This is a genomic window from Pseudomonas sp. B7 (assembly GCF_016735645.1).
In the GTDB taxonomy this organism is placed as follows: domain Bacteria; phylum Pseudomonadota; class Gammaproteobacteria; order Pseudomonadales; family Pseudomonadaceae; genus Aquipseudomonas; species Aquipseudomonas glycinae.
This window is the reverse complement of record NZ_JAERRE010000002.1, coordinates 144,541-168,300: the sequence shown is the minus strand read 5'-3', so window position 1 is coordinate 168,300 and position 23,760 is coordinate 144,541. Positions and strand designations below refer to the sequence as shown.

The 23,760-nt window shown below is 62.6% G+C and carries 25 protein-coding genes; 18 read left to right on the top strand and 7 right to left on the bottom strand.

Annotated elements, in window-relative coordinates:
- Nucleotide 1: 1 nt before the first annotated feature.
- Together JKA62_RS05615 and olsB are read right to left on the bottom strand one after the other, a co-directional pair.
- Nucleotides 2-796, bottom strand: a complete 795-nt coding sequence (locus tag JKA62_RS05615; RefSeq protein WP_201816749.1) for a lysophospholipid acyltransferase family protein — start codon at nt 794-796, stop codon at nt 2-4.
- Nucleotides 796-1,551 carry an L-ornithine N(alpha)-acyltransferase gene (gene olsB, locus JKA62_RS05610; protein ID WP_007957877.1) on the bottom strand — a complete coding sequence of 252 codons (756 nt, stop codon included), beginning with the start codon at nt 1,549-1,551 and terminating at the stop codon, nt 796-798. The genes JKA62_RS05615 and olsB overlap by 1 nt, the downstream gene beginning before the upstream one ends.
- A gap of 153 nt (nt 1,552-1,704) precedes the next feature.
- Here olsB and JKA62_RS05605 point away from each other — a divergent pair, with 153 nt between their 5' ends.
- From JKA62_RS05605 to JKA62_RS05565, 9 genes are all read left to right on the top strand, one after another.
- A complete protein-coding gene (locus JKA62_RS05605) occupies nt 1,705-2,610 on the top strand; it encodes an acyl-CoA dehydrogenase family protein (RefSeq protein ID WP_201816746.1) in 906 nt (301 codons plus the stop codon).
- 31 nt (nt 2,611-2,641) lie between these two features.
- Nucleotides 2,642-3,721 carry a serine hydrolase domain-containing protein gene (locus JKA62_RS05600; RefSeq protein ID WP_201816743.1) on the top strand — a complete coding sequence of 360 codons (1,080 nt, stop codon included), beginning with the start codon at nt 2,642-2,644 and terminating at the stop codon, nt 3,719-3,721.
- Nucleotides 3,718-4,020, top strand: a complete 303-nt coding sequence (locus tag JKA62_RS05595; RefSeq protein ID WP_011332838.1) for a hypothetical protein — start codon at nt 3,718-3,720, stop codon at nt 4,018-4,020. Before JKA62_RS05600 ends, JKA62_RS05595 begins: the two co-directional genes overlap by 4 nt.
- 143 nt (nt 4,021-4,163) lie before the next feature.
- Nucleotides 4,164-5,339 carry a M20 aminoacylase family protein gene (locus JKA62_RS05590; RefSeq protein ID WP_011332839.1) on the top strand — a complete coding sequence of 392 codons (1,176 nt, stop codon included), beginning with the start codon at nt 4,164-4,166 and terminating at the stop codon, nt 5,337-5,339.
- Nucleotides 5,340-5,418: 79 nt separating this feature from the next.
- Nucleotides 5,419-6,729, top strand: coding sequence for a citrate-proton symporter (locus tag JKA62_RS05585; RefSeq protein ID WP_201816740.1), 1,311 nt, complete (start codon nt 5,419-5,421; stop codon nt 6,727-6,729).
- A complete protein-coding gene (locus JKA62_RS05580) occupies nt 6,726-8,183 on the top strand; it encodes an amidase (RefSeq protein ID WP_201816737.1) in 1,458 nt (485 codons plus the stop codon). The genes JKA62_RS05585 and JKA62_RS05580 overlap by 4 nt, the downstream gene beginning before the upstream one ends.
- A 59-nt stretch (nt 8,184-8,242) precedes the next feature.
- Nucleotides 8,243-9,013, top strand: a complete 771-nt coding sequence (locus JKA62_RS05575; RefSeq protein WP_011332842.1) for an IclR family transcriptional regulator — start codon at nt 8,243-8,245, stop codon at nt 9,011-9,013.
- A gap of 81 nt (nt 9,014-9,094) precedes the next feature.
- On the top strand, nt 9,095-9,685 hold the full coding sequence (locus tag JKA62_RS05570; RefSeq protein WP_011332843.1) for a YceI family protein: 591 nt from the start codon (nt 9,095-9,097) through the stop codon (nt 9,683-9,685).
- A 1-nt stretch (nt 9,686) separates the two neighbouring features.
- Nucleotides 9,687-10,844 (top strand): phospholipase D-like domain-containing protein, encoded by a 1,158-nt coding sequence (locus tag JKA62_RS05565; RefSeq protein ID WP_011332844.1) that lies wholly within the window; start codon nt 9,687-9,689, stop codon nt 10,842-10,844.
- 151 nt (nt 10,845-10,995) lie between these two features.
- Here JKA62_RS05565 and bglX read toward each other — a convergent pair whose 3' ends face one another.
- The gene (gene bglX, locus JKA62_RS05560) at nt 10,996-13,287 is read right to left on the bottom strand and encodes a beta-glucosidase BglX (RefSeq protein ID WP_201816734.1); all 2,292 of its coding nucleotides are present in this window, start codon (nt 13,285-13,287) and stop codon (nt 10,996-10,998) included.
- 260 nt (nt 13,288-13,547) lie between these two features.
- Between bglX and JKA62_RS05555 the strand changes: the two genes are divergently transcribed.
- The 4 genes from JKA62_RS05555 to JKA62_RS05540 all read left to right on the top strand — a co-directional run bounded on the left by JKA62_RS05555 (nt 13,548) and on the right by JKA62_RS05540 (nt 16,891).
- Nucleotides 13,548-14,156, top strand: coding sequence for a LemA family protein (locus tag JKA62_RS05555; RefSeq protein ID WP_007957897.1), 609 nt, complete (start codon nt 13,548-13,550; stop codon nt 14,154-14,156).
- A gap of 13 nt (nt 14,157-14,169) precedes the next feature.
- Nucleotides 14,170-14,922, top strand: a complete 753-nt coding sequence (locus tag JKA62_RS05550; protein WP_011332846.1) for a TPM domain-containing protein — start codon at nt 14,170-14,172, stop codon at nt 14,920-14,922.
- A gap of 28 nt (nt 14,923-14,950) precedes the next feature.
- Nucleotides 14,951-15,568, top strand: coding sequence for a TPM domain-containing protein (locus JKA62_RS05545; protein WP_007957902.1), 618 nt, complete (start codon nt 14,951-14,953; stop codon nt 15,566-15,568).
- 90 nt (nt 15,569-15,658) lie between these two features.
- Nucleotides 15,659-16,891, top strand: coding sequence for a class I SAM-dependent methyltransferase (locus JKA62_RS05540; protein WP_201816727.1), 1,233 nt, complete (start codon nt 15,659-15,661; stop codon nt 16,889-16,891).
- Here the strand turns inward: JKA62_RS05540 and JKA62_RS05535 are convergent.
- Nucleotides 16,881-17,795 (bottom strand): DMT family transporter, encoded by a 915-nt coding sequence (locus JKA62_RS05535; protein WP_201816725.1) that lies wholly within the window; start codon nt 17,793-17,795, stop codon nt 16,881-16,883. The genes JKA62_RS05540 and JKA62_RS05535 overlap by 11 nt on opposite strands.
- Nucleotides 17,796-17,964: 169 nt before the next feature.
- On the opposite strand from JKA62_RS05535, the gene JKA62_RS05530 reads away from it, so the two are divergent.
- The 4 genes from JKA62_RS05530 (at nt 17,965) to JKA62_RS05515 (ending at nt 20,238) form a co-directional block, all read left to right on the top strand.
- Nucleotides 17,965-18,546 carry a DJ-1/PfpI family protein gene (locus tag JKA62_RS05530; RefSeq protein ID WP_007957909.1) on the top strand — a complete coding sequence of 194 codons (582 nt, stop codon included), beginning with the start codon at nt 17,965-17,967 and terminating at the stop codon, nt 18,544-18,546.
- A 22-nt stretch (nt 18,547-18,568) separates the two neighbouring features.
- Entirely contained in the window at nt 18,569-18,913 is a 345-nt protein-coding gene (locus JKA62_RS05525; protein ID WP_201816721.1) for a YegP family protein, read from the top strand.
- 156 nt (nt 18,914-19,069) lie between these two features.
- Nucleotides 19,070-19,714 (top strand): hypothetical protein, encoded by a 645-nt coding sequence (locus JKA62_RS05520; RefSeq protein ID WP_201816719.1) that lies wholly within the window; start codon nt 19,070-19,072, stop codon nt 19,712-19,714.
- Nucleotides 19,714-20,238, top strand: a complete 525-nt coding sequence (locus JKA62_RS05515; RefSeq protein WP_011332851.1) for a hypothetical protein — start codon at nt 19,714-19,716, stop codon at nt 20,236-20,238. Before JKA62_RS05520 ends, JKA62_RS05515 begins: the two co-directional genes overlap by 1 nt.
- Before the next feature lie 53 nt (nt 20,239-20,291).
- On the opposite strand, the gene JKA62_RS05510 is transcribed toward JKA62_RS05515, so the two are convergent.
- Both JKA62_RS05510 and JKA62_RS05505 read right to left on the bottom strand, forming a co-directional pair.
- Nucleotides 20,292-21,173 (bottom strand): dihydrodipicolinate synthase family protein, encoded by an 882-nt coding sequence (locus tag JKA62_RS05510; protein WP_085666794.1) that lies wholly within the window; start codon nt 21,171-21,173, stop codon nt 20,292-20,294.
- 26 nt (nt 21,174-21,199) lie between these two features.
- Nucleotides 21,200-21,982 (bottom strand): aldolase, encoded by a 783-nt coding sequence (locus JKA62_RS05505; RefSeq protein ID WP_064594034.1) that lies wholly within the window; start codon nt 21,980-21,982, stop codon nt 21,200-21,202.
- Between the two features lie 108 nt (nt 21,983-22,090).
- Between JKA62_RS05505 and JKA62_RS05500 the strand changes: the two genes are divergently transcribed.
- Complete coding sequence (locus JKA62_RS05500; protein WP_011332854.1) at nt 22,091-22,633, top strand: helix-turn-helix domain-containing protein; 543 nt, start codon at nt 22,091-22,093, stop codon at nt 22,631-22,633.
- Here the strand turns inward: JKA62_RS05500 and JKA62_RS05495 are convergent, their stop codons facing one another.
- The gene (locus JKA62_RS05495) at nt 22,634-23,653 is read right to left on the bottom strand and encodes a DUF4917 family protein (RefSeq protein WP_041475163.1); all 1,020 of its coding nucleotides are present in this window, start codon (nt 23,651-23,653) and stop codon (nt 22,634-22,636) included.
- Nucleotides 23,654-23,760 lie beyond the last annotated feature (107 nt).

Here is a 23,760-nt window from a genome sequence, read left to right as displayed (position 1 = left end):
ATCAGGCGGCGATCAGATCGCGGGCGTGTTGCGCTTCGACCGGTTTGAGCACATCGCCGAACAAGGCTTTCTGCACCGCCTGTTGTGCCTCGAACGCCAGCGCCGCGCGTTCCCGGCCCTGGCAGGCAATCGGTTTGAGCAGATGAATCTCGACATCGCCGCAATCGTTGCTGAACAGGCGCATCAGGTGCGACAGCAGATCATCGTCACCAATGAACGGCGCCAGCGAATCTATCTTGCCCTCACGCAGATAACGGATCGCCACCGGCTGCAGTTTCACCTCGGAATCAATCGCCGCCGACAGCAGGCGACCGTGAAAGGTACGCAGCGAACGGCCATCGGTGGTGGTGCCTTCGGGGAACATCAGCAGCGGATGATCGGTTTGCAGGTGACGGGTCATTTGCTTGCGGATCAACTGGCTGTCGCCCGAACCGCGACGGATGAACAGACTGCCGGCCTTCGCCGCGAGCCAACCGGCCACCGGCCAGGTGCGCACTTCGGCCTTGGACAGAAACGACAGCGGCGTGAGCATCCCGAGCAGCGGAATGTCGGTCCACGACACATGGTTGCTGACCCACAGCATCGGCTGTTTCGGAAGCTCGCCATGCACGGTCACGCGAAAGGGCAGGGCATTGCTCAGGCGCGCCATGAAAAACCGCGACCAGCGCTGCCGGCGTTGCATCGAATGAGCGAGCCCCAGACGCTCGAAAACCCCGAAAACACTGGCCATGCTCAAGCCCAGCGTCACCACCAGCAGCACTCGCGCGATCCGCGCGTACACCCGCAGCCGGCTCATCACACGGCCGCCTTGAAGTGCTTGGCGTAGCGCGGGCAGAGTTCGTCGCGCTTGAGCAGGATGAACACGTCGGCGACCTGGAAGTCTTCGTCCCAGCACGGCTCGCCGCAGATCTTCGCGCCCAGGCGCATGTAGGCCTTGAGCAGCGGCGGCATTTCGGCGATCACGTTCGACGGAATGTCGAGGCTCGGCAGCGGGTTCTTCGGCTCGGCGCGCAGGTGTTCGGTGCACAGATAACGTTCGCGCAGACGCTGCATGATCGCGTGGGCCTGTACGCCGCCGTCCTGCATCGGGATGCTCGCGCAACCCATCAGGTAGCTGTAGCCGCCCTGATTCAGGACTTCGGCCAGTTCCCCCCAGAGCACGGCGATGGTGCCGCCGTTGCGGTAGGCCGGGTCGACGCAGGTGCGGCCGATTTCCAGGATCGGGCCTTGCAGACCGGCGAGGCCGTGCAGGCTGAATTCTTCTTCGCTGTAGAACTTGCCCAGGCTGCTGGCGGCGGTGTGATCGAGCAAACGGGTGGTCGCCACCAGGCGGCCGGTGTTCAGGTCACGCACGCCGATGTGGCTGCAGTGAACATCATAGTCATCCATGTCCAGACCCAGCTCCGCGCCATTCAGCTTGGCGTTGAACTCGCCGCTGAACACGTTGAAGCGCAAGGCCTGGGCTTGCTGCAAGGCCTCGGCGCCGATCAGGCGTTCGGCTTGCAGGCGGCGTTCATTGCCGGTGTCGCTGATGCGGGCGATCTGAGTCATGTGAATCTCCGTACGGGCCTTGAACCCGTCATGGGTTGCAGCCGATCGACTTTCTTTATGCAGCCGTGTTGTGCAAAGTCAGGCTATGTAGCCCCGGTGTCATCGCCATGAATGTTTGGTGATGCTTATATGACAGCCCACGAGGAGCCTCTGATGACCTGGTCGACCCTGCTTGAATGCCGCGAACGCCTGCCCGCCGTTGTCGACCTGGCGGAGGGCTTCGCCACGTTGCTGCAGCAACTGGGCAGCGTCACGCCGTTCGAACTGGCGGTGGCGGGAGGGCGGCGAATGGCGACGCCGGGGCTGGCGTTTCTGGTGGGTTATCAGGCGGCGCTGCGCATGCTCTGGCCGAGCGCGCCGCCGAGCCTGGGCGCGTTGTGTGCGACCGAGCAGCGCAGCCTGCGCCCGGCGGACATGCAGACCCGGCTCACGGATCTGCGCCTCACCGGGCGAAAGGATTTCGTCACTGCCGGCGACGCGGCGGACTGGCTGCTTATCGCCGCGCGCAGTGAGCAACCCGACGAATCACCGCGCCTGAGTCTGGCGGTGGTGTATCCCGGCGAACCCGGCGTGCGGGTGGAAAAACTCCCGGCGCTGCCGTTGATGCCGGACATCAGCCATGGTCGGCTGCATCTCGACGATGCGTTGTGCGAGTTGCTCGCCGGGGACGGTTGGGATGCTTACGTCAAACCGTTCCGCACCCTTGAAGACGTATACGTGTTGAGCGCAATGACCGCGTGGCTGTACGGCGTCGGTCAGGACAGCGGCTGGCCGCAGCCGTTGCAATTGCGCTTGCTGGCGCTGTTGGCCGGTTGCGCGGAAGTCAGTCGCCAGCCGCCGAACAACCCTGCTGGGCATGTGTTGCTCGGCGGATTGTTTGCGCAGTTCGACGGGCTTAACGCGGAGGTCGATCAGGCCCTGCGTGACGGTAATCCTGAGTGGGCGACGATGTGGCAGCGCGATCAATCGGTCATGCAACTGGCGGCGGGTGCGCGGGCCAAACGCCTGGCCAAGGCTTTGGGGGCAAACCAAAACACATCTGTCATGAACGCCGGCTAGTCTTCTCAGGTTCATTCCCAGAGCCCTCGTCATGTTCAAAGGCCTGTCCCTGTTTCTGCTGCTGATCAGCTTCACGGTTCAGGCCGAACAATGGCCGGGCGAGCAATGGCCGACCGGCCCGAAACTCACCAGCCCGGCCGTCGATGCATTGGAGGCCTACGCCTTCCCGACCCGCGATGACAGCACCCGAAAAGGCATTCGCACCGACGCCTTGCTGGTGATCCGTGACGGCCAGCTCATCTACGAACGCTACGCCGCCGCGACCACCGCCGACACCCCGCACCTGACCTGGTCGATCAGCAAAAGCCTGATGGCCACGGTGCTCGGCGTGGCGTACGGCGAAGGCCTGTTCAAGCTCGATGACCCGGCCGCGAAATATTACCCGGTGCTGGAAAAACACCCGGCCATCACCCTCAAGGATCTGCTGCACTGGGCCTCGGGCATCGACTGGCAGGAAGACTACGAATACGCCCCATTGAAATCCTCGGTGGTGGCGATGCTCTACACCCGTGGCCACCGCGACATGGCCGCCTTCACCGCCGATCACGACAGCTACGCGCCGGCGGGTCAGGCGTTCCGCTATTCCAGCGGCGACAGCAATCTGTTGGCCGCCGCGCTGAAAACCGTCGTCGGTCCGCAACGTTATCCGGACTATCCGTGGACTGCGCTTTTCGAACCCTTGGGCATCCGCCATGCCACGTGGGAAACCGACGCCACCGGCACTTTCGTCGCCTCTTCCTATGCCTATATGACGGCCCGGGATCTGGCGCGAATCGGCCTGCTGATGGAACGTGACGGACGCTGGAACGACCGGCAGTTGTTGCCCAAAGACTGGGTCGCCTTCAACCGCCAACCCTTCGCCGGCTACAAGGCGAATCAGGACGAAGCCGTGCCCGGCGGCCACTGGTGGCTCAATCGCCCGGCGGATGGCGCCGCCTCCCCATGGCCCGACGCACCGCCCGACACCTTCGCCGCCCTCGGCCACTGGGGCCAGGCGCTGTACGTGATCCCGAGCGAAAAACTGGTGATCGTGCGCTACGCCGATGACCGCGACGGCAGCTATCGCCACAACGAATTGCTCAAGCGCGTGCTCGGGGCGGTGCGGCCATGAAACGGTTCAGACGCATCCTGCTGGTGATGTTGGTCGTGTTGCTGGGCTGGGGTTGGCACGAGCGCGAAAACCTGTGGGCCTTCCCCGACATCATCAGCGCCTACACCGCCAAGGAATATTGTTCGTGCCGCTACGTCATGAACAACGACGCCGAATATTGCCGGGGCTACGTGAAGCAGTGGCTGCCCAGCGAACTGACCGATGACCGCACGCAAAAAATCGTCACTGCCAGCGGCCTGGGACGCAGCAACAGCGCCCAATGGCAAGGTGAACGCCAGGGCTGTCGCCTGCAACCCTGATCCGGTTCCACCCTGTGGAACCACATTCGATTGTCCTCTCGCGTGTCTCGCGGTTATCTGGCGGTGAGCACGACCTGCCGTTCACGTGTCGTGAAACAACACCGAACAACAAGACCGGGAACACCCGCGCGAGGAGATCCGTCATGCCCCGACATCAGCACATTCTGGCCTGGCTCAACGATGTGGCCAGCGACCTGCACGCCACCCGCCAGGACATTCACGCCCACCCTGAACTCGGTTTCGAAGAAAGCCGCACCTCGGCGCTGGTCGCCAGGTCGCTCGAAGAGTGGGGCTATGAAGTCCACACCGGCGTCGGCAAGACCGGCGTGGTCGGCGTGCTGCGCAACGGCAGCAGCACACGCAAACTCGGGCTGCGGGCCGACATGGATGCGCTGCCGATCATCGAAAATACCGGTGTCGCCTACAGCAGCCGGCATCAAGGCTGCATGCACGCCTGCGGCCACGACGGGCACACCGCGATGTTGCTCGGTGCGGCGCGTTATCTGGCCGCGACCCGTCAGTTCGACGGCACCCTGACGCTGATTTTTCAGCCCGCCGAAGAGGGCCAGGGCGGGGCGGAAGCGATGCTCGCCGATGGCCTGCTCGAACGTTTTCCGTGCGATGCGCTGTTCGGCATGCACAACATGCCGGGCCTGCCAGCGGGTCATCTGGGCTTTCGCGAAGGGCCGATGATGGCTTCGCAGGACTTGCTCACAGTGACGATTGAAGGCGTCGGCGGCCACGGCTCGATGCCGCATCTGGCGGTGGATCCGCTGGTCGCTGCGGCCAGTGTGGTGATGGCTTTGCAAACCGTGGTCGCGCGCAACATCGATGCGCAGCAGGCGGCGGTGGTAACGGTCGGCGCATTGCAGGCCGGCGAAGCGGCGAACGTGATTCCGCAACAGGCGATCCTGCGCCTGAGCTTGCGTGCGTTGAATGCCGAAGTCCGTGTTCAGACACTGGACCGCGTACGCTCGATCATCGAAGCGCAGGCCGAGAGCTTCGGCTGCACCTCGACCATCGAACACCGCCCGGCCTACCCGGTGCTGGTCAACCACGCCGCCGAAACCGAGTTCGCCCGTCAGGTCGGCGTCGAACTGGTCGGTACCGACGCCGTCGATGGCAACACTCCGAAACTGATGGGCAGCGAAGACTTCGCCTGGATGCTCCAGCGCTGCCCCGGCGCCTATCTGTTCATCGGCAACGGCGTGGCGCGGCCGATGGTGCATAACCCGGCCTACGACTTCAACGATGACATCCTGCTGACCGGCGCGGCGTATTGGGGCGCGCTCACCGAGAGCTGGCTCAAGCCGGCCTGATTTCTTCACTTTTTGCTGCCGCTGGAACGCAGGTGCGCACGCGCCTGCGTGGTCAACCCACAGCTTCTGGAGAATCCCCATGCAGCCTTCAAACTCTGGCGTTTCGCGCACCCGGCAAGTGGTCGCCGCCGTCATCGGCAACGCCCTGGAATGGTACGACTTCATCGTTTACGGCTTTCTGGCGAGCATCATCGCCCGGCAATTTTTCCCGTCCGACGACGACTACGCTTCGCTGCTGATGGCGCTGGCGACTTTCGGCGTCGGCTTTTTCATGCGGCCGGTGGGCGGCATCCTGCTCGGCATCTACTCCGACCGCAAAGGTCGCAAAGCCGCGATGCAAATGATCATCCGCCTGATGACCGTGTCCATCGCCCTGATCGCGTTCGCGCCGAACTACGCCGCCATCGGCATGGGCGCGCCGCTGCTGATCGTGGTGGCGCGGATGCTTCAGGGTTTTGCCACGGGCGGTGAATACGCCAGCGCCACGGCGTTTCTGGTGGAGAGCGCGCCGGCCCATCGCAAGGGCTTGTACGGTTCGTGGCAACTGGTCGGGCAATGCCTGGCGGTGTTCAGCGGCGCGGCGATGGTGGCGCTGGTCACGCACCTGTTTTCCCCCGAGGCGCTGGATAGTTGGGGCTGGCGGATTCCGTTTGTGCTCGGCCTGTTGATCGGCCCGGTGGGCTTGTGGATTCGCAAGCACATGGAGGAACCGGAAGAGTTTCTCGAAGCGCGCAAGAAAGCCAAAGGCGCCGCGCCGGGCCTGTGGCAGGTACTGCGCGAACATCGCCGCAGCCTGTTGGTGTCGATGGGCCTGGCGTGCGGGGCGACGGTGTCGTTTTACGTGGTGCTGGTGAACATGCCGACCTTCGCTCACAAGAACCTCGGCCTGCCGCTGGATCAGGTGTTGCTGGTGCAGATGCTCGCGGTGGGGTTGATGACCGTGGTGATTCCGTTCTCCGGCGCACTGTCGGATCGCCTCGGTCGGCGGCCGGTGCTGATGGCTTTCACCCTGGCGTTTTTCGTCATGGTCTATCCGCTTTACGTGTGGGTCGCGACGGCGCCGTCGATCGAGCGTTTGCTGGTGATGCAACTGCTGCTGTGCACGGCGATTGGGGGGGTCTTCGGCCCGGCCCCGACGGCATTGGCCGAGCAGTTTCCGATTGAGGTGCGCTCCACCGGTGTGTCGGTGGCCTACAACGTAGCGGTGATGGTGTTCGGTGGTTTCGCGCCGCTGATCGTCACCTGGCTGAGCAAAGTTCTGAACACCCCGGTGGCGCCGTCGTTCTATGTCTTGTTCGCTTGCCTGCTGACCCTGCTCGGTACTTACTGTTTGCAGGAGGCACCACGCGCGAAGAAATCCGTTGCGCTCAACCTGGGAGTGAAACCGTGAGTCCGTTAGCCATTGATCCGATTGTCGCCCTCGACGCCGATGCGCTGTCCCGGGCGATCCATGCCCGCAAGGTGTCGTGCCGCGAGGTGATGCAGGCCTACCTGACGCACATTGATCGCTTCAATCCGGCGGTCAATGCGCTGGTTTCGCTGCGCCCGCAAGACGTGCTGCTGCGCGAGGCCGATGAATGCGATCGGCAACTGGATCGCAGCGAGTCCCGAGGCTGGATGCACGGCATGCCCCAGGCGATCAAGGACCTGGCGGCCACTGCCGGACTGCGCACGACCCTCGGCTCGCCACTGTTCGCCGAGCAAGTGCCGCAGCACGACGCGATCAGCGTGGCGCGGGTTCGCGACTGCGGCGCGATCATCATCGGCAAAAGCAACGTCCCGGAATTCGGCCTCGGTTCGCAGACCTACAACAGCGTGTTCGGCACCACCACCAACGCCTACGATCCGAGCCTGATCGCCGGCGGCAGCAGCGGCGGGGCGGCGGTGGCGCTGGCCCTGCGCCTGCTGCCGGTGGCCGACGGCAGTGACATGATGGGCTCGCTGCGCAACCCGGCGGCGTTCAACAACGTGTTCGGCTTCCGCCCGTCCCAGGGCCGCGTGCCTCACGGCCCGATGCCGGAAGTGTTCGTCCAGCAACTGGCCACCGAAGGGCCTATGGGGCGCACGGTCACCGACGTCGCGCGATTGCTCTCGACCCAGGCCGGCTACGATCCGCGTGTGCCGTTGTCGCTGGCTGATGAACCACGGGATTTCGGGCAGGATCTGCAACAGGACTGCAGCGGCCTGCGCCTCGGCTGGCTCGGCGATTACAACGGCTATCTGCCGATGGAAGACGGCGTGTTGAGCCTGTGCGAATCGGCGCTGGCGGATTTCAGTGCGCTGGGTTGCCACGTCGAGGCCTGTCAGCCGGACTTTTCCATGGAACGCCTGTGGCAGACCTGGCTCACCCACCGGCATTTTCTGGTGCAGGGCAGCCTCGGCGCGGCCTATGCCTATCCGCAAAAACGGGCGCTGCTCAAACCCGAAGCGCAATGGGAAATCGAGGGCGGTCTGCGTCTGACCGCTGCCGAGGTCTATCAGGCGTCAGTCGCGCGCAGTGAGTGGTATCGCGCGTTGAGCGAGTTATTCGAGCGTTACGATTTCCTGCTGTTGCCCACCGCCCAAGTGTTCCCTTTTGATGCACAGCAAGCGTGGCCGCGAGTCGTCGGCGGGCAGACCATGGACACCTATCACCGCTGGATGGAGGTGGTGATCGGCCCGACGCTGGCGGGGCTGCCGAGCATCAGCGTGCCGGTCGGTTTCAACCCGGCCGGGCTGCCGATGGGCCTGCAAATCATCGGTCCGGCCCAGGCGGATCGGGCGGTGCTGCAACTGGCCTACGCCCATGAACAGTTGACCCGCTGGGTCGAACGGCGACCGCCGGCATGCCTGCAATCGGCCTGAGCGGCCCGCATCTTGCTGCACGAAGTGATCTTTCATCCGCATCCATGGAGGTCGAACACATGGGCAGCAAGGCAGACACCGGCAGCGTGCGCTCGGTCGAACGGGCGCTGGCCATCGTCGAGTTGCTCGGCGAGCATCAGGCGTTGGGGCTGGAAGAGTTGCACTATCTGACGGCTCTGCCCAAGGCCACGGTGTCGCGGATGCTCGCGACCTTGCAGGAGCAGGGCTGGGTCTATCGCGGCCTCAGCGATCGCCGCTACCGGTTGTGCGCCAAGCGACTGTTCGGTGACCGTCAGCAACGTTTCAAACGCCACCTTGTGGAAAGCGCCGCGCCGATGCTGCTGGAGCTGAGCGAGCGCACCGGGCTGGTGGCGGATCTGTCGTGCTTCGACGGCGAGCGGGTCGAAGTGATGGAAAGCGCGATTCCGCAAGTGCTGCGCAAGCGCTATCCGAACAACTGTCAGATCGTCGGCCATCACGCCAGCCTGTTTCATTCGGCGATGGGCCGCGCGTGCCTTGGCGAACTTGATAGCCGGGACGTGAAACGTCTGGCCGAACGCGAACAGTTGGCGGATGACGGTGTATTGCAGGCCACCGAACAAGCCTTGCATCAGGGCTTCGGCCAGCGCACAGAAGGTTATTGGGAATACCCGGTGCGCCTGCCGTTCCTGATTCGCGCGGTGGCCTTGCCGATCCGTGCCCAAGGGCGGCTGGTCGGCAGCATGGCGCTGCACTGGCCAATGGATCAGGCGCCGGTGGAACGGGTGCTGAGCCTGCACCTCAACAGCCTCGCGTCGACCATCGGCGAGGTGCAACAGGCACTGTCCTGAGTGTTTGCACAGACTGACAGTTTGCAATAACGCCACGGCCAGTTAAGGTTCGTGCACGTTTATCGGCCCCACGAGTCTTCAATGTTCAACCGTTCTCTGTGCAACGCCTTCGCCGGCCTGCTGCTGGGCGCCGCTGCGCTGCCGGCCCAGGCCAACTGGTATCTGGACGGCGAGTCGTCGCGGCTGTCGTTCGTCAGCACGAAAAACGCCAACGTGTCCGAAGTGCAGCGCTTTCTGGTGCTGCACGGCAAGGTCGATCCCGATGGCCGCGCCGAAGTCGAAGTCGAGCTGGACTCGATCAACAGCGGCATCCCGCTGCGCGACGAGCGCATGCGCAAGGAGTTGTTCCAGATCGAGCAATTCCCCGAAGCGACCATCACCACCCAGATCGACCTGCGCCCGATCAACGATCTGGCCCCCGGCGCGCAGCTGGAATTGCGCCTGCCGTTGACCGTCAACCTGCACGGCAAGCAACACGAATACCCCGCCGAACTGCTTGCCACGCGCCTCGATGACCGACGCTTTCAGGTGGTGACCCTGGAGCCGCTGGTGATCAGCGCCGAGGATTTCGATCTGCTGCCGGGCCTGGAAAGCCTGCGCAACCTGGCCGGCCTGTCGGCCATCAGTCTGTCGGTGCCGGTGGGTGCGGTGCTGATCTTCACGGCGCGCTGACATGCGCGGCGCGGTGTTTCCGTGGCGTGATGGCAACCGCTTCGAGCTGTTGATCGACGGCCCGCAATTCTTCCCGCGCATGCTCGACGAGATTGCCCGCGCCCGTGAGCAGATCGAACTGGAGTTGTATCTGGTGGAAGCCGGTGCCTGTGCCGAAACCATCGTGCAGGCACTGGTGCTGGCGGCGGAGCGGGGCGTGCGGGTGCGTTGCCTGTTCGATGATTACGGCAGCCTCGCGTTCACCCTCACGCTGCGCCGGCGGCTGACTGGTGCCGGGGTCGAGCTGCGTTTTTACAACCGGCTGAACTGGCGGCGCTGGGTCGGCAATTTCTATCGCGATCATCGCAAGCTGTTGCTGGTCGACCAGCGTCTGGCGGTGGTCGGCGGCACCGGGGTCACCGATGAGTTCTGGACGCCGGGCCACGACACCAGCGAATGGCACGAGGTCATGGTGGAAATCACCGGCCCGCTGGTGCTCGACTGGCAGTTGCTGTTCGACCGCCAATGGATCGCCAACCGCCATCGCCGGGCCTGGCGGCCCAACGCGCATTTTGGGCTGCCACGGTTGCCCCGTGTGCCGGACACGGGCGAGGGCATGGGCCGTGTGGCCTACGCCGACGCCCGCCAGCATCGGGACATTCTGCAATCGCTGTTCCGCGCCTTGAACAGTGGCCAAAAGCGTATCTGGCTGGCCACGCCGTACTTCCTGCCGACCTGGAAAATCCGCCGCTCCCTGCGCAAGGCTGCCGCCCGTGGCCTCGACGTGCGTCTGCTGCTGACCGGGCCGCGCACCGATCACCCGTCGGTGCGTTATGCCGGGCATCGCTACTACCCGCGCCTGCTCAAGGCCGGGGTGAAAATCTACGAATACCAGCCGTGTTTCCTGCACCTGAAAATGGTGCTGGTGGACGACTGGGTGAGCATCGGCTCGTGCAATTTCGATCACTGGAATCTGCGCTTCAATCTTGAAGCGAATCTGGAAGCGCTGGATCCGTCATTGACGGCAGCGGTGGCGGCGAGTTTCGAGAAGGACTTCGGCCTGAGTCAGCAGGTGAGTCTGGAGGAATGGCGAAAACGGCCACTGTGGCGGCGGGTGAAGCAGCGGATCTGGGGCTGGGTGGATCGGGTGGTGGTCAACTTGCTCGACAGACGCGGCTAGTCGCTGTCCCCGATTGATCGTTCCCACGTCGAGGCGTCGAACCGTCCGCGTGGGAATGCAGCCCGGGACGCGCCGCGTTCCAAAGCGGACGCAGAGCGTCCATTGAGGCATTCCCACGCGGAGCGTGGGAACGATCGGTTAGCTTTAACAGTTACAGCAGTTCAAAGCTCTGCTGCGTCACGTCCTGGGAATCCAGGCCGATCTGCACGTTGAACTTGCCAGGCTCGGCCGCGTACTTGAGCTGGGCGTTGTAGAACTTCAGGTCATCTTCGGTGATGGTGAAGTGCACAACCTTCTGCTCGCCGGCCTTGAGCATGATTTTCTGGAAGTTCTTCAGCTCCTTGACCGGACGGATCATCGAACCGGTGACGTCCTGGATGTACAGCTGCACCACGGTTTCGCCGTCACGCTTGCCGGTGTTCTTGACCGTGACACTGGCGTCGAGCTTGCCGGTGGCGTTCAGGGTGGTCGAGGACAGCGCCATGTCGCTCAGGCTGAAATCGGTGTAGCTCAGACCGAAACCGAACGGGAACAGGGGACCGGTGGTGTCATCGAAGTACTGCGAGGTGTAGTTGCCCGGTTTGCCCGGCGTGAACGGCCGGCCAATGCTCAAGTGGTTGTAGTAGGTCGGGATCTGGCCCACGGAACGCGGGAAGGTCACCGGCAGTTTGCCCGACGGGTTGTAGTCGCCGAACAGCACGTCGGCGATGGCATTGCCGCCTTCGGTGCCGCTGAACCAGGTTTCCAGAATCGCGTCAGCCTGTTCTTTCTCTTCGAGGATGGTCAGCGGACGGCCGTTCATCAGCACCAGCACCAACGGCTTGCCGGTGGCTTTCAGGGCACGGATCAGCTCACGCTGGTTTTCCGGGATGTTCAGGTCGGTACGGCTCGACGATTCGTGAGACATGCCACGGGACTCGCCCACCGCTGCAACCACAATGTCGGCGTCCTTGGCGGCTTTCACCGCTTCGTCGATCAGCACGTTGGCCGGACGCGGGTCATCGACCACTTCCGGGGCGTCGAAGTTGAGGAAGTTCAGGTAGTCGAGAACCTTCTTGTCGCTGGTGATGTTGGCGCCACGGGCGTAGATCAGGTTCGCCTTGTCGCCGATCACATTGCTCATGCCGTCGAACAGGGTCACCGATTGCGCCGGACGACCGGCGGCTGCCCAACTGCCCATCATGTCGATCGGGGCCTTGGCCAGCGGGCCGACCAGCGCGACTTTCGCGGTTTTCTTCAGCGGCAGGGTTTCGTTCCGGTTCTTCAGCAGCACCAGGCTGCGACGCGCCACTTCACGGGCGTCGGCGCGATGCAGACGGCTGTCGGCGTAGGTGTCGGCCGGATCGTCTTCAGCCTTGCCGATGCGCAGGTACGGGTCCTTGAACAGGCCCATGTCGTACTTGGCAGCGAGCACTTCACGCACCGCGTTGTCGATGTCCTTCTGTTCGATCTCGCCGGACTTGAGCAGCCCAGGCAGCTCTTTGCCGTACAGGGTGTCGTTCATGCTCATGTCGATGCCGGCCTTGATCGCCAGCTTCGCCGCTTCACGACCGTCGCGGGCCACGCCGTGCTTGATCAGTTCGAAGATCGCGCCGTGGTCGCTGACCGCCAGGCCCTTGAAGCCCCAGTCCTTGCGCAGCAGGTCGTTCATCAGCCAGGTGTTGGCGGTGGCCGGGATACCGTTGATCGAGTTCAGCGCGACCATCACGCCACCGGCGCCGGCATCAATCGCGGCGCGGTACGGTGGCAGGTAGTCCTGGTACATCTTCACCGGGCTCATGTCGACGGTGTTGTAGTCGCGACCACCCTCGACCGCGCCGTACAGGGCGAAGTGCTTGACGCTGGCCATGATGCTGTCGGCGGCGCTCGGGGTCTCGCCCTGATAAGCCTTGACCATGACTTTGGCGATGCGCGAGGTCAGATAAGTGTCTTCACCGAAACCTTCGGAGCTGCGGCCCCAGCGCGGGTCGCGGGAGATGTCGACCATCGGAGCGAAGGTGATGTCGAGGCTGTCGGCGGCGGCCTCTTTGGCGGCAATGCGCCCGGACCGGCCAATGGCGTCCATGTCCCAGCTCGATGCCAGGGCCAGCGGAATCGGGAAAATCGTACGGTGACCGTGGATCACGTCGTACGCGAAAAACATCGGAATCTTCAGGCGGCTGCGCATGGCAGCGTCCTGCATCGGGCGGTTTTCCGGGCGGGTGATCGAGTTGAAGGTGCCGCCGATGTTGCCGGCAGCAATCTCTTTGCGGATCAGCTCGCGGGGCATTTCCGGGCCGATGCTGATCAGGCGCAACTGGCCGATCTTCTCGTCGAGGGTCATTTGCTTCATCAGGTTACTGATGAACGCGTCCTTGTTTTCCAGGGGTACCGGGGTCGTGGCGGCCAGTACTTGATGACTGGCCAGGCTGACGAACAGGCCCAGCAAACACAGCTTCTTCATGAATAGTTTTCTCAAGGGCCTAAACGGCGTTACAACACCGGCCAGCCAAAATGTAGGGAGCGACTATTGTTGTTCGGGTGCTGATTCAGAAAACGACAGCCGAATGTACGTCGAACGTTTCGGCGACGTGATCGCGCAGGGCCTCTTTTTAGCCCATCGGCCCGCCGCAATCCAGTGGCGGGGGCGATTATGCCCCAACCGTCGGCTGAGAATGTTTCGCGATTCATTATTCATGAAATGTGCAAGGGAGCACCCGTCCGATGAATGTCAGTCCTGTCTACCGCTCGCGTTTGCAGGTCGCCACCCTGCTGGTGCTGGCCACGTTGTTGACCGCCTGCGGCATCAACAACATCCCGACCCTCGACGAACAGGCCAAGGCCGCCTGGGGCCAGGTGCAGAACCAGTACCAGCGGCGCGCCGACCTGATCCCCAATCTGGTGGAAACCGTGAAGGGTTACGCCAAGCATGAGGAAGAAACCCTGACCGCCGTGATCGAGGCCCGGGCCAAGGCAACGTCGATCCAGGTCGATGCCAGCACCCTCGACAACCCGGAAAAACTCAAGCAGTTCCAGCAGGCCCAGGATCAACTGACCGGTGCGTTGAGCCGGTTGATGGTGGTGTCCGAACGCTATCCGGACCTGAAGGCCAACCAGAACTTTCTCGCCCTGCAATCGCAACTCGAGGGCACGGAAAACCGCATCGCCGTGGCCCGTCGTGATTTCATTCTGGCGGTGCAGAAATACAACACCGAGATCCGCACCTTTCCCGGTCGCCTGTGGCACAGCGTGATGTATAGCGATCTGCCGATCCGCGAGACCTTCGAAGCCACCAGCCCCGGCGCGGACAAGGCCCCGGAAGTGAAGTTCTGAGCCGGGGATGCCCATGCGTGTGTTGAAGATGGGCCTGGTGCTGATGCTGTGGCTGTTCACCGTCAGCGCCCGGGCCGAGTTGACTTTTCCGGCGCTGACCGGGCGGGTGGTGGACGAGGCGCAGATGATCGAGCCGTCAGTGCGCGCGCAACTGAGCCAGCAATTGCAGGCCCACGAGCAGGCGACCGGCGAACAGTTGGTGGTGGTGACGTTGCCGAATCTGCAAGGCGCCCCCATCGAGGACTACGGCGTCGAACTCGGCCGGCACTGGGGCATCGGCCAGAAGGACAAAAACAACGGCGCGCTGTTGATCGTCGCCCGGGACGAGCGCAAATTGCGCATCGAAGTCGGCTACGGGCTGGAGGATCGCCTGACCGATGCCCAGAGTTCGGTGATCATCCATCAGGTGATCACACCGTCGTTCAAGGCCGGAAATTTCAGCAAGGGCATCAGCGACGGTGTGGCGGCGATGCTGGTGGTGCTGGGCGGCAATCCGCTGGACGAACCGTCCACGGTGTATGAATCGGCTGGCGATCCCGCCGATGATTTCGTCTCGCGCCACCCGGCGTTGTTCGTATTTCTGGTGATGTTGTTCATCCTGACTGTTTTTGTCTGCCAGATGCTCGGTATCCTTCCCGCCGGCCGTGGCGGCTCCGGAGGAGGGGGCGGCTTTGGTGGCGGTGGTTTTGGCGGCGGCGGTGGAGGCGGGGGCTTCAGCGGCGGCGGTGGCAGTTTCGGTGGGGGCGGGTCCTCCGGCGGCTGGTGATAACAATAATGAGCAGGCACTTCACGACATGGCATTACTGACTGAACACGAACAACGCAAGGTCGCCGAGGCCATCGCCCGGGTCGAGCGCGACACCGACGCCGAACTGGTGACGGTGCTCGCGGCCCGTGCCGACGACTACGCGTACATCCCGCTGCTGTGGGCCAGCCTGCTGGCGCTGGTGGTGCCGGGGATCGTGCATTACCTGACCGGCTGGCTGACGATGCACAGCCTGTTGCTGGTGCAGTGGGTCAGTTTTGTCGTGCTGTGCCTGGTGTTTCGTCTGCCAAAGGTCACCACTCATCTGATCCCGCGCCACGTCCGCCACTGGCGCGCCTCGAACCTGGCCCGCCGGCAGTTTCTCGAACAGAACCTGCACCACACGGTGGGCAGCACCGGCATGCTGATTTTTGTCTGCGAGGCGGAGCGGTATGTGGAGATTCTGGTGGACGAAGGGATTTCCAGAAAGCTGGATAACAAGAGCTGGGACTCGATTGTCGCGGCGTTTACCGAGCAGGTACGGCAGGGGCAGACGTTGCAGGGGTTTGTCACGTGTATCGAGGCGTGCGGCGAGTTACTCAAGGTGCATGTGCCGGTGACGCAGGTGAGGAATGAGTTGCCCAATCGCTTGGTGGTGTTGGGATAAGCCGTTCGGGAAATTAGCCGTGCCCTCGAACGCCATCCCCCCTAAACTAGCGTCCATTCCCGATTTGCCCGTCCGAGGCCGCTTTTTCCCATGTCCGTTACCGCTCCTTCCGCATCTGCCAAACCGGCGCCCGATCACCACGCCCGGTTCATCGAGCTGCTGCAAACCAGCCTCGAACAGAACGGCTTTATCAAACTGGTGCTGGCCAAATACGTCGGCGAAGAAGCGGACCTGCAGCGGATCATCATCAAGCCGGTGACGGTCAAGGCGCAGCCGTGCCTGTCGTTCGTTTATCGCTACAAGACCCGCGACATCACCAAGAACCTGCCATTGGACGAAGCAGTCACGACGATTGCCGGGCTGTTGCCGGCGGCGTTCAAGAATGCGCATTTGCTGGCGCTGACGGACGAAGCCCAGCTCGAATACAGCAAAAAGGGCAAGAGCTCGCTGTTCATGAGCAAACCTCAGCAATTGCGTGAAGTGCCTTCCGCCGAGCACAACCGCGAGAAGAACCGCTATCTCGATCTGAACCGGCCGTTCCTCAAGGATCTGGGCGTGACCAATGCCCAGCACGAGCTGATCCCGGCGATGTCGCGCAAGTGGAAGCAGATCAACAAATTCATCGAAGTCTTCAGCCACGCGCTGACCTCGTCGCCGCTGGCCCTGGACAAACCGGTGCGGGTGGCGGATTTCGGTTCAGGCAAGGGTTACCTGACGTTCGCCATTCATGACTATTTGCGCAACACCCTGAAGGCCGAGGGCGAAGTCACCGGCGTCGAGCTGCGTGAAGAGATGGTCAACCTGTGCAACACCGCTGCCGCGAAACTGGAACACCCGGGGCTGGTGTTCAAATGCGGCGATGTGCGCAGCGTGGCGCCGAGTGAGCTGGACGTGATGATCGCTCTGCATGCCTGCGACATCGCCACCGACTATGCGATCCACACCGGTATTCGTTCCGGCGCCTCAATCATCATGTGTTCGCCGTGCTGCCACAAACAGATCCGCTTGCAGATCCAGAGCCCGGCGCTGCTCAAGCCGATGTTGCAATATGGCCTGCACCTGGGCCAGCAGGCGGAAATGGTTACCGACAGCCTGCGTGCGCTATTCCTCGAAGCCTGCGGTTACGAGACCAAGGTGTTCGAGTTCATCTCGCTGGACCACACCAACAAGAACAAGATGATCCTCGCCGTGAAGCGCGCCGAGCCGGTGGACCCGACTCAGCTGCTGGTGAAGATTCAAGAGCTCAAGGCGTTCTACCAGATCAGCGAGCACTGCCTCGAAACCCTGCTGCTCGCTGACGGCCTGCTGAAGCTCAAGGCTTGAGCTGAACCCCGGCCGGTAACGTGCCCGGTTGAGCCGGGCGCACCGCGGTCTTGCGCCCGAGCATCACCGTCGCGATCACCCCGCAGGCGAACAGCCAGGTGATCGGCTCTACGTGTTCGCCGAAGAACAATGCGGAGAACGCGATGGTGAAGAAGATCTGCAACAGCTGGATCTGACTGACCCGGGCAATGCCACCCATGGCCAGCCCGGCGTACCAGGCGAAGAAACCCAGGAACTGCGAAAACAGCGCGACGTAGCCGAAGGCCCACCAGGTTTTCGCCGACACCGCGCCCTGATGCTGGAAAGCCAGATACAGCACCGGGCCGATCAGCAACGGCGTCGACAGCACCAGCGCCCAGCAGATCACCTGCCAGCCGCCCATCTCCCGGGCCAGACGCCCGCCTTCGGCGTAACCCAGACCGCCCACCGCAATCGCACCCAGCATCAGCAAATCACCGGCCTGAATGCTGCCGGCGCCGGTGTACAACGCATAACCCAGTACCAGCGCACTGCCCAGCGCGGCGCAGGCCCAGAAGGCTTTCGACGGACGCTCATGGGACAACCATGCGGCGTACAGCGCCACGCACAGCGGCTGCAAACCGTTGACCAGCGCACCGTGGGACGCCGGCAAGGTCTGCATGGCCCACGCCGACAACACCGGGAAACCGAGAATCACCCCGGCAATCACCAGACTCAGACCTTTGACCTGCTGCCAGGTCGGCCACTTTTCCCGTCGCCACATCAACAGCGCTGCTGCCGGAATCGCCGCAAACAAGGCGCGGCCGAGGCCGTTGAGCAGCGGATGCAGTTCCTGCACCACGATGCGGGTGAAGGGCAGGGTAAGGCTGAAAATCACCACGCCGAGCAGGCCGAGGGCCATGCCGGTGTTTTCGCGCGAAGACATGAGGGCAAACCGATTCAAAGGTGGCAGGGAGGTGCCTTCATCTAGCCACAAACCACGGCAGTCGGGCTGTTACAGCTGAGCGCAGAGTTATCCATACAGTTTGCGAACGCCATCGCGGTCCTTGGGCTACTGTGAATATTCCTGCGTATTCACCCGAGGAGCCCTGCCCATGGCCGCGAAAAAGATTCTGATGCTGGTCGGCGATTACGTCGAAGACTACGAAGTGATGGTGCCGTTCCAGGCCCTGCAAATGGTCGGTCACACCGTGCATGCCGTGTGCCCGGACAAGGCCGCCGGCAAGACCGTGCGCACCGCGATCCATGACTTTGAAGGCGATCAGACCTACAGCGAGAAACCCGGTCACCAGTTCGCCCTGAACTTCGATTTCGCCAAGGTCGATGCCAAGGATTACGACGCCTTGCTGGTGCCCGGTGGGCGTGCGCCGGAATACCTGCGGCTGAACGAAAAAGTCCTGGAACTGGTGCGCGCCTTCGACAAGGCCGGCAAGCCGATTGCGGCCGTCTGTCATGGCGCGCAACTGCTGGCGGCGGCGGGGATTCTCGAAGGTCGCGAGTGCAGTGCTTATCCGGCCTGTGCCCCGGAAGTGCGCTTGGCCGGCGGCACCTACATCGACATCCCGGTCACGGACGGCCATGTCCAGGGCAACCTGGCCACCGCGCCCGCCTGGCCGGCGCACCCGAAATGGCTGGCCGGTTTCCTCGGTTTGCTTGGAACCAAAATCACCCTGTGACACATCGATAAGGAGAAACACCATGTCCGGATGGTATGAGTTGAGCAAAAGCAGCAACGGCCAGTACAAGTTCGTGCTGAAAGCGGCGAATGCCGAAACCATTCTGACCAGCGAGCTGTACACCACCCGCACGGCCGCCGAAAACGGCATCGCCTCGGTGCAGACCAACAGCCCGCTGGACGAACGCTACGAGAAAAAGTCGACGAAGGACGGCCATCCGTACTTCAACCTCAAGGCGGCCAATCATCAGATCATCGGCAGCAGCGAGTCCTATTCATCGGATGCGGCGTGTGCCAAAGGCATCGCCAGCGTCAAGGCCAACGGGCCGTCCAAGGTGATCAAGGACAAAACCCTGCCGGTGCTTTGACCTCCCCACGTGACATTCGGTCGCCAAATCTTTGGCGACTGAATTCTGGCTATGTGCCATCATTTCGCTTATCCTCCGCCGCCAATCCATGGAAGGGGCGCCGAGATGACTCTTTCGCGGATTTTTTGAACAACCGCTGCCAGAGTTTTCCTGCCAATGATCCGCTTTTTCGCTGTCCTGACCCTGCTGCTCGGCTTGAGCGGCTGCTATAGCCTGTCTCCTACAAAAATCGATGATGAACTCGCACCGAGTGCCGATTCCGGCACGGCGTATCTGGTGGGTGTGGTTGGCATCTGGCCGAAAGCGGCCTATGCGGCCCAGGAACAGATGCTGCTGATCCGCAAGCATGGCAGCGACGAGTTCGCCAGTGCGCGCCTGCACAACGAGTTCTATGCCCGCACGGCACGGGACGTGCGCGAGACCGGCCGTGGTATCGGCACGCTGTTCGTGATGCCGCTCAAACCCGGACGCTACGAGATCTACAACGTGCGATTCGATCGCGGCAGATCGGTGTCCTGGAGCCGTGAAGACTTCACCATCGGCATGCAGCTCGAGGCGGGCAAGGCTTATTACATCGGTGACTTCCGCGCCGGCTGCGTGTCCCCCAGCGACAGCACCTGCCTGTTCCTGCACAGCGATCACCTCGAACGCGACGCCGCGCTGGTCCGCGCCGGGTATCCGCAAGTGCCCGGTCTGCAACGTCTGGACATGCCGAACCTGTACACCGCCACTCCGTTCATTCGCGAAGAGAACGGCACCAGCGCCTCCGTCTACAAAGCCATGCTCTCGGGGAAATTCTGATGCTCATCAAACGTCTGCTTCTGGGTTTGCTTCTGCTGCTCGGCGGTTGCCAGGCCACTCATTCGCTGAAAGCGCCGGATGTCGATTACAGCAGCCAGCAATTGCCGGCCATCAACGTCAGTGTGATCGGCATGCCAAGCTGGATGCTGCGTGACGAATTGCGTCGGCGTGGCACCTTTGAAGAAGTGAAGGCCGGTCGCAGCGAAGACGGCTACAACGTACTGGTGGTCGCTAACAGCGATGTCGGCGGGATTCAGCCGCAGATGCTTCTGAGCGCCTTCACTCTGTTTCTGGTGCCGGTGCCGGTGAGTTTCGACAGCACGGTGGTGTTCAGCCTCAGCCATGGCAAGCAGATACTGGGCGTCTACACCGTGAAGAACCACACCGAATCCTGGCGCGGCGCATTCAACGCCTCGGGCGGTCAGTTCGAACACATGCGCTTGATCAGTGACACGTTCATCGCGCAGATTCTCAAGGATCAGCCGTTCCACCGCGAAGCCATGAAACGCGCCGCCAGCCTCTGATCGACGGCCACAAAAAATCCCGCCCGGGGTGAACCGGGCGGGATTTTTTTCGTTCAGCGCAAGGTGTTCAGCAAGGCCTGCAATTGCGTACGCCCGGCCTCAGCCAGCGGGAACACCGGCAAACGCGGATCGCCGACTTCCAGACCGGTCAGTCGCAGACCGGCCTTGATCGTCGCCGGCAAGCCGCCCTTGAGGATGAAGTCCAGCAGCGGCAACTGGCGGTAGAACAGCTCCCGCGCCTTGCCGAGATCCCCCGCCAGTGTGGCTTCGTACAAATCCAGGTTGAGCTGCGGGATCAGGTTCGGCGCTGCCGTGCACCAACCCTTGGCCCCGGCGGCGAACGCCTCCAGCGCCAGCGGGTTGCAACCGTTGTAGAACGGCACCCGGCCTTCGCCGAGCAGTTGCAACTTGTGCATGCGCTGGATGTCGCCGGTGCTCTCCTTGACCATGGTCACGTTCTCCACGCCGTTGACGATGCGCAGGATCAGCTCCACCGACATGTCGGTGCCGCTGGTGGCCGGGTTGTTGTAGAGCATGATCGGCACGCCGATGCTGTCGCCGATGGCGCGGTAGTGGGCGAGGATTTCCGCTTCGGTGAGCTTCCAGTAGGACGTCGGCAACACCATCACCACGTCGGCGCCATGGGCTTCGGCAAAGCGTGCGCGGCGTACCGCTTTGGCGGTGGTCAGGTCGGACACGCTGACCACGGTCGGCACGCGTTTGGCCACGTGCTTGATGCTGAACTCGGCGACCTGATCCCACTCCGCATCGCTCAGGTAGGCGCCTTCGCCGGTGCTGCCCAGTGGCGCAATGGCGTGGACGCCGCCGGCGATCAGACGGTCGATGGAGCGGCCGAGGGCCGGCAGGTCAACGCCTTCGCCGTTGGCGCCGAACGGGGTGATGGTGTAGCCGATGATGCCGTGAATGTTGGACATGAGAGTGCTCCGCAAGGATGAGGTGTTCAGTTCAGGCAATCGGCGTGCTGACGCAGGTTCTGCCGGGCGTAGTAGTTGAAGGCCGCGGCGTGGCGTTTCGGTTTCGACACCCAGTCATGCGCCTCGCGACCCAGCTCGGGAATGATCGGCTTGATCGTCCCGGCGGCCATCGCCAGCAATTGCAGCTTGGCGGCGCGCTCGATCAATTGCGCGATGACACAGGCTTCCTCGATGGTCGTCCCGGTGGACAGCTGTCCGTGGTGGGAAAGCAGGATCGCCCGCTTGTCGCCCAACGCCCCGGCAATCAGTTCGCCTTCTTCGTTACCCACCGGCACACCCGGCCAGCCTTCGAGGAACGCACAATCGTCGTACAGCGGGCACAGGTCCATGTGGGAAATCTGCAGCGGCACTTCCAGCATCGACAGCGCGGCAATGTGCGTTGGGTGAGTGTGAATGATGCAGTTCACGTCCGGCCGGGCGCGGTACACCCAGCTGTGGAAACGGTTGGCCGGGTTGGCCATGCCGTGGCCTTCGAGCACTTCCAGGTCTTCGTTGACCAGCAGCAGATTGCTCGCGGTGATTTCATCGAAACCCAGCCCCAGTTGCTGAGTGTAGTAAGTGCCTGGCTGCGGGCCACGGGCGGTGATCTGCCCGGCGAGGCCCGAATCGTGGCCGTTCTCGAACAGGATCCGGCAGGTCAGCGCCAGCTTTTGCCGGTCCGTCCACGTATTATCCGCCAGGGTTTTTTGCATCTGGGTCAGCGCTTGCTTGACCAGTTCGTCTTTGGGTAGTGCTAATGTCTTCGCCATATCCGTGTCCTGTGGTGGTTGCCATGGATGACACTTATGAGGCTATATGACACTTTGTGTCATTGGCAAGGACAAATCGTCTTTCCTTTGCTGGATTAATCGCTTCGCATGTCTATCCGTTTGAAATTATTGAGAAAAAAACTTGGCGTAACCCTTGAGGCACTGGCCGAGAAATCCGGCATGACCAAGAGTTATCTGTCGAAGGTCGAGCGCGGGTTGAACACACCGTCGATTGCCGCCGCGCTGAAACTGGCCAAGGCGCTGAACGTGAAAGTCGAGGAGCTGTTCTCCGAAGACAACGTCAGCCTCGACGGCTACAGCCTGGTGCGCAGCCACGAACGCCAGTCGCTGGCGGCCAACGACCACAGCCCTGGCTACGCGGTGCTGGCCCATCAGGTCAGCGAACGCAGCCTGCTGCCGTTCATCATTTATCCGCCGAGCGAATTCACCGACAAAACCTTCAAGGAACATTTGGGCGAGGAGTTTCTGTTCGTCCACGAGGGCCGGGTCGAAGTCGACTTCGTGAACGAACGGGTGCTGCTGGAGCGGGGCGATGCGCTGCACTTCAATGCGCAGAAGCCGCATCGCATCCGCTCAGTGGGCGAAGTGCAGGCGCAGTTGCTGGTGGTGGTGCACAGCAGCGAGGAGTGATCAGATCTCGACCGGTACCGACAGCTTCGGATGGCCCAGCGCATGGCTCTTGGAATCAAAGAACCGCAACTCGACGCCCGTGCCCTCGAACAGCTTCGCGTAGTGGCGCTTCTGGTGCTGGATGAACGCCGCGCTGCGCGGGTAGATCGAGATCGCCACGGTCTTCGGTTTCGCCAGACGCAGGGCGCGCACGAGGTGGCTGTCCTGTTCGCCGAGGGCGTGGCCGAAGATGCACAGGTTGTCGCCGTGTTCGAGTAACTGGTCGTAGCAGAACGACAGATAATCGGAACTGCGGATGGTCTTGAGCTTGTCGGCGCTCGGCCCTTCGTTGACGAACAGCGGCACATCATCGAGCGTCTTGATCGTGTTGTTGATCGCGAAACTGCCGAGCAGCGTGCCCTCGGTCGCTGTCAGTTTGCGCGCGGTGCCGTCCTGATTGCGCACCAGATGCAGACCACCATGCAGGTACAGCAGACGCGGTTTTCCAGTGTGGCTTTCGCACAGATCGAAACTGGCATCGGGGCCGTTGAACAGGTCGTCGATGACCTCGCCCTGATGTTGCAGGGCCCAGTAATTGAGCAGGTCGTAATTGGTGGTGAACACCGTGCGATAACGCGCCAGTTCGCTGTTCAGGGTCGTCAGGGTTGAGGCTTCGATCAGCCGCCACGGGATGTGTACCGCGTGCACGGTGTTGATCAGCGCTTCCTTGATCGCGTAGTAGCGGTTGCGCGGCGCGGCCGAGCTGACGGCCAGCGCCTTGTTGACCCGACTGGTGGTTTTCAGCGCGCCGAGCACCTGCTCGAAACTGCGCGTCTGCAGCGCATCGAACACGCTCAGCTCCGACGGGCTTAACGGTTTTTCTTCCACCGTACGGGCGTTTTCGAACAGCGAGTCGTAGCCGAAATCGTCCCACACCGCACGACTGGCGCCGTTGCCCAGCAGCAGGCCACTGAAGTCGGTGGTGGCGCGCAACGCGGTCCAGTCTTCGAGGGTGGCGTCGACATCCAGAAAATCGGTCATTGCAGGGCACGTCTCAAAACAAAGGGGCAGATGGACGGCGACTTTATCACGAGCGGGCATTGAGCCAGATCAACATCCGCCGTGACCGATCGGTCGATCCTTTGCGC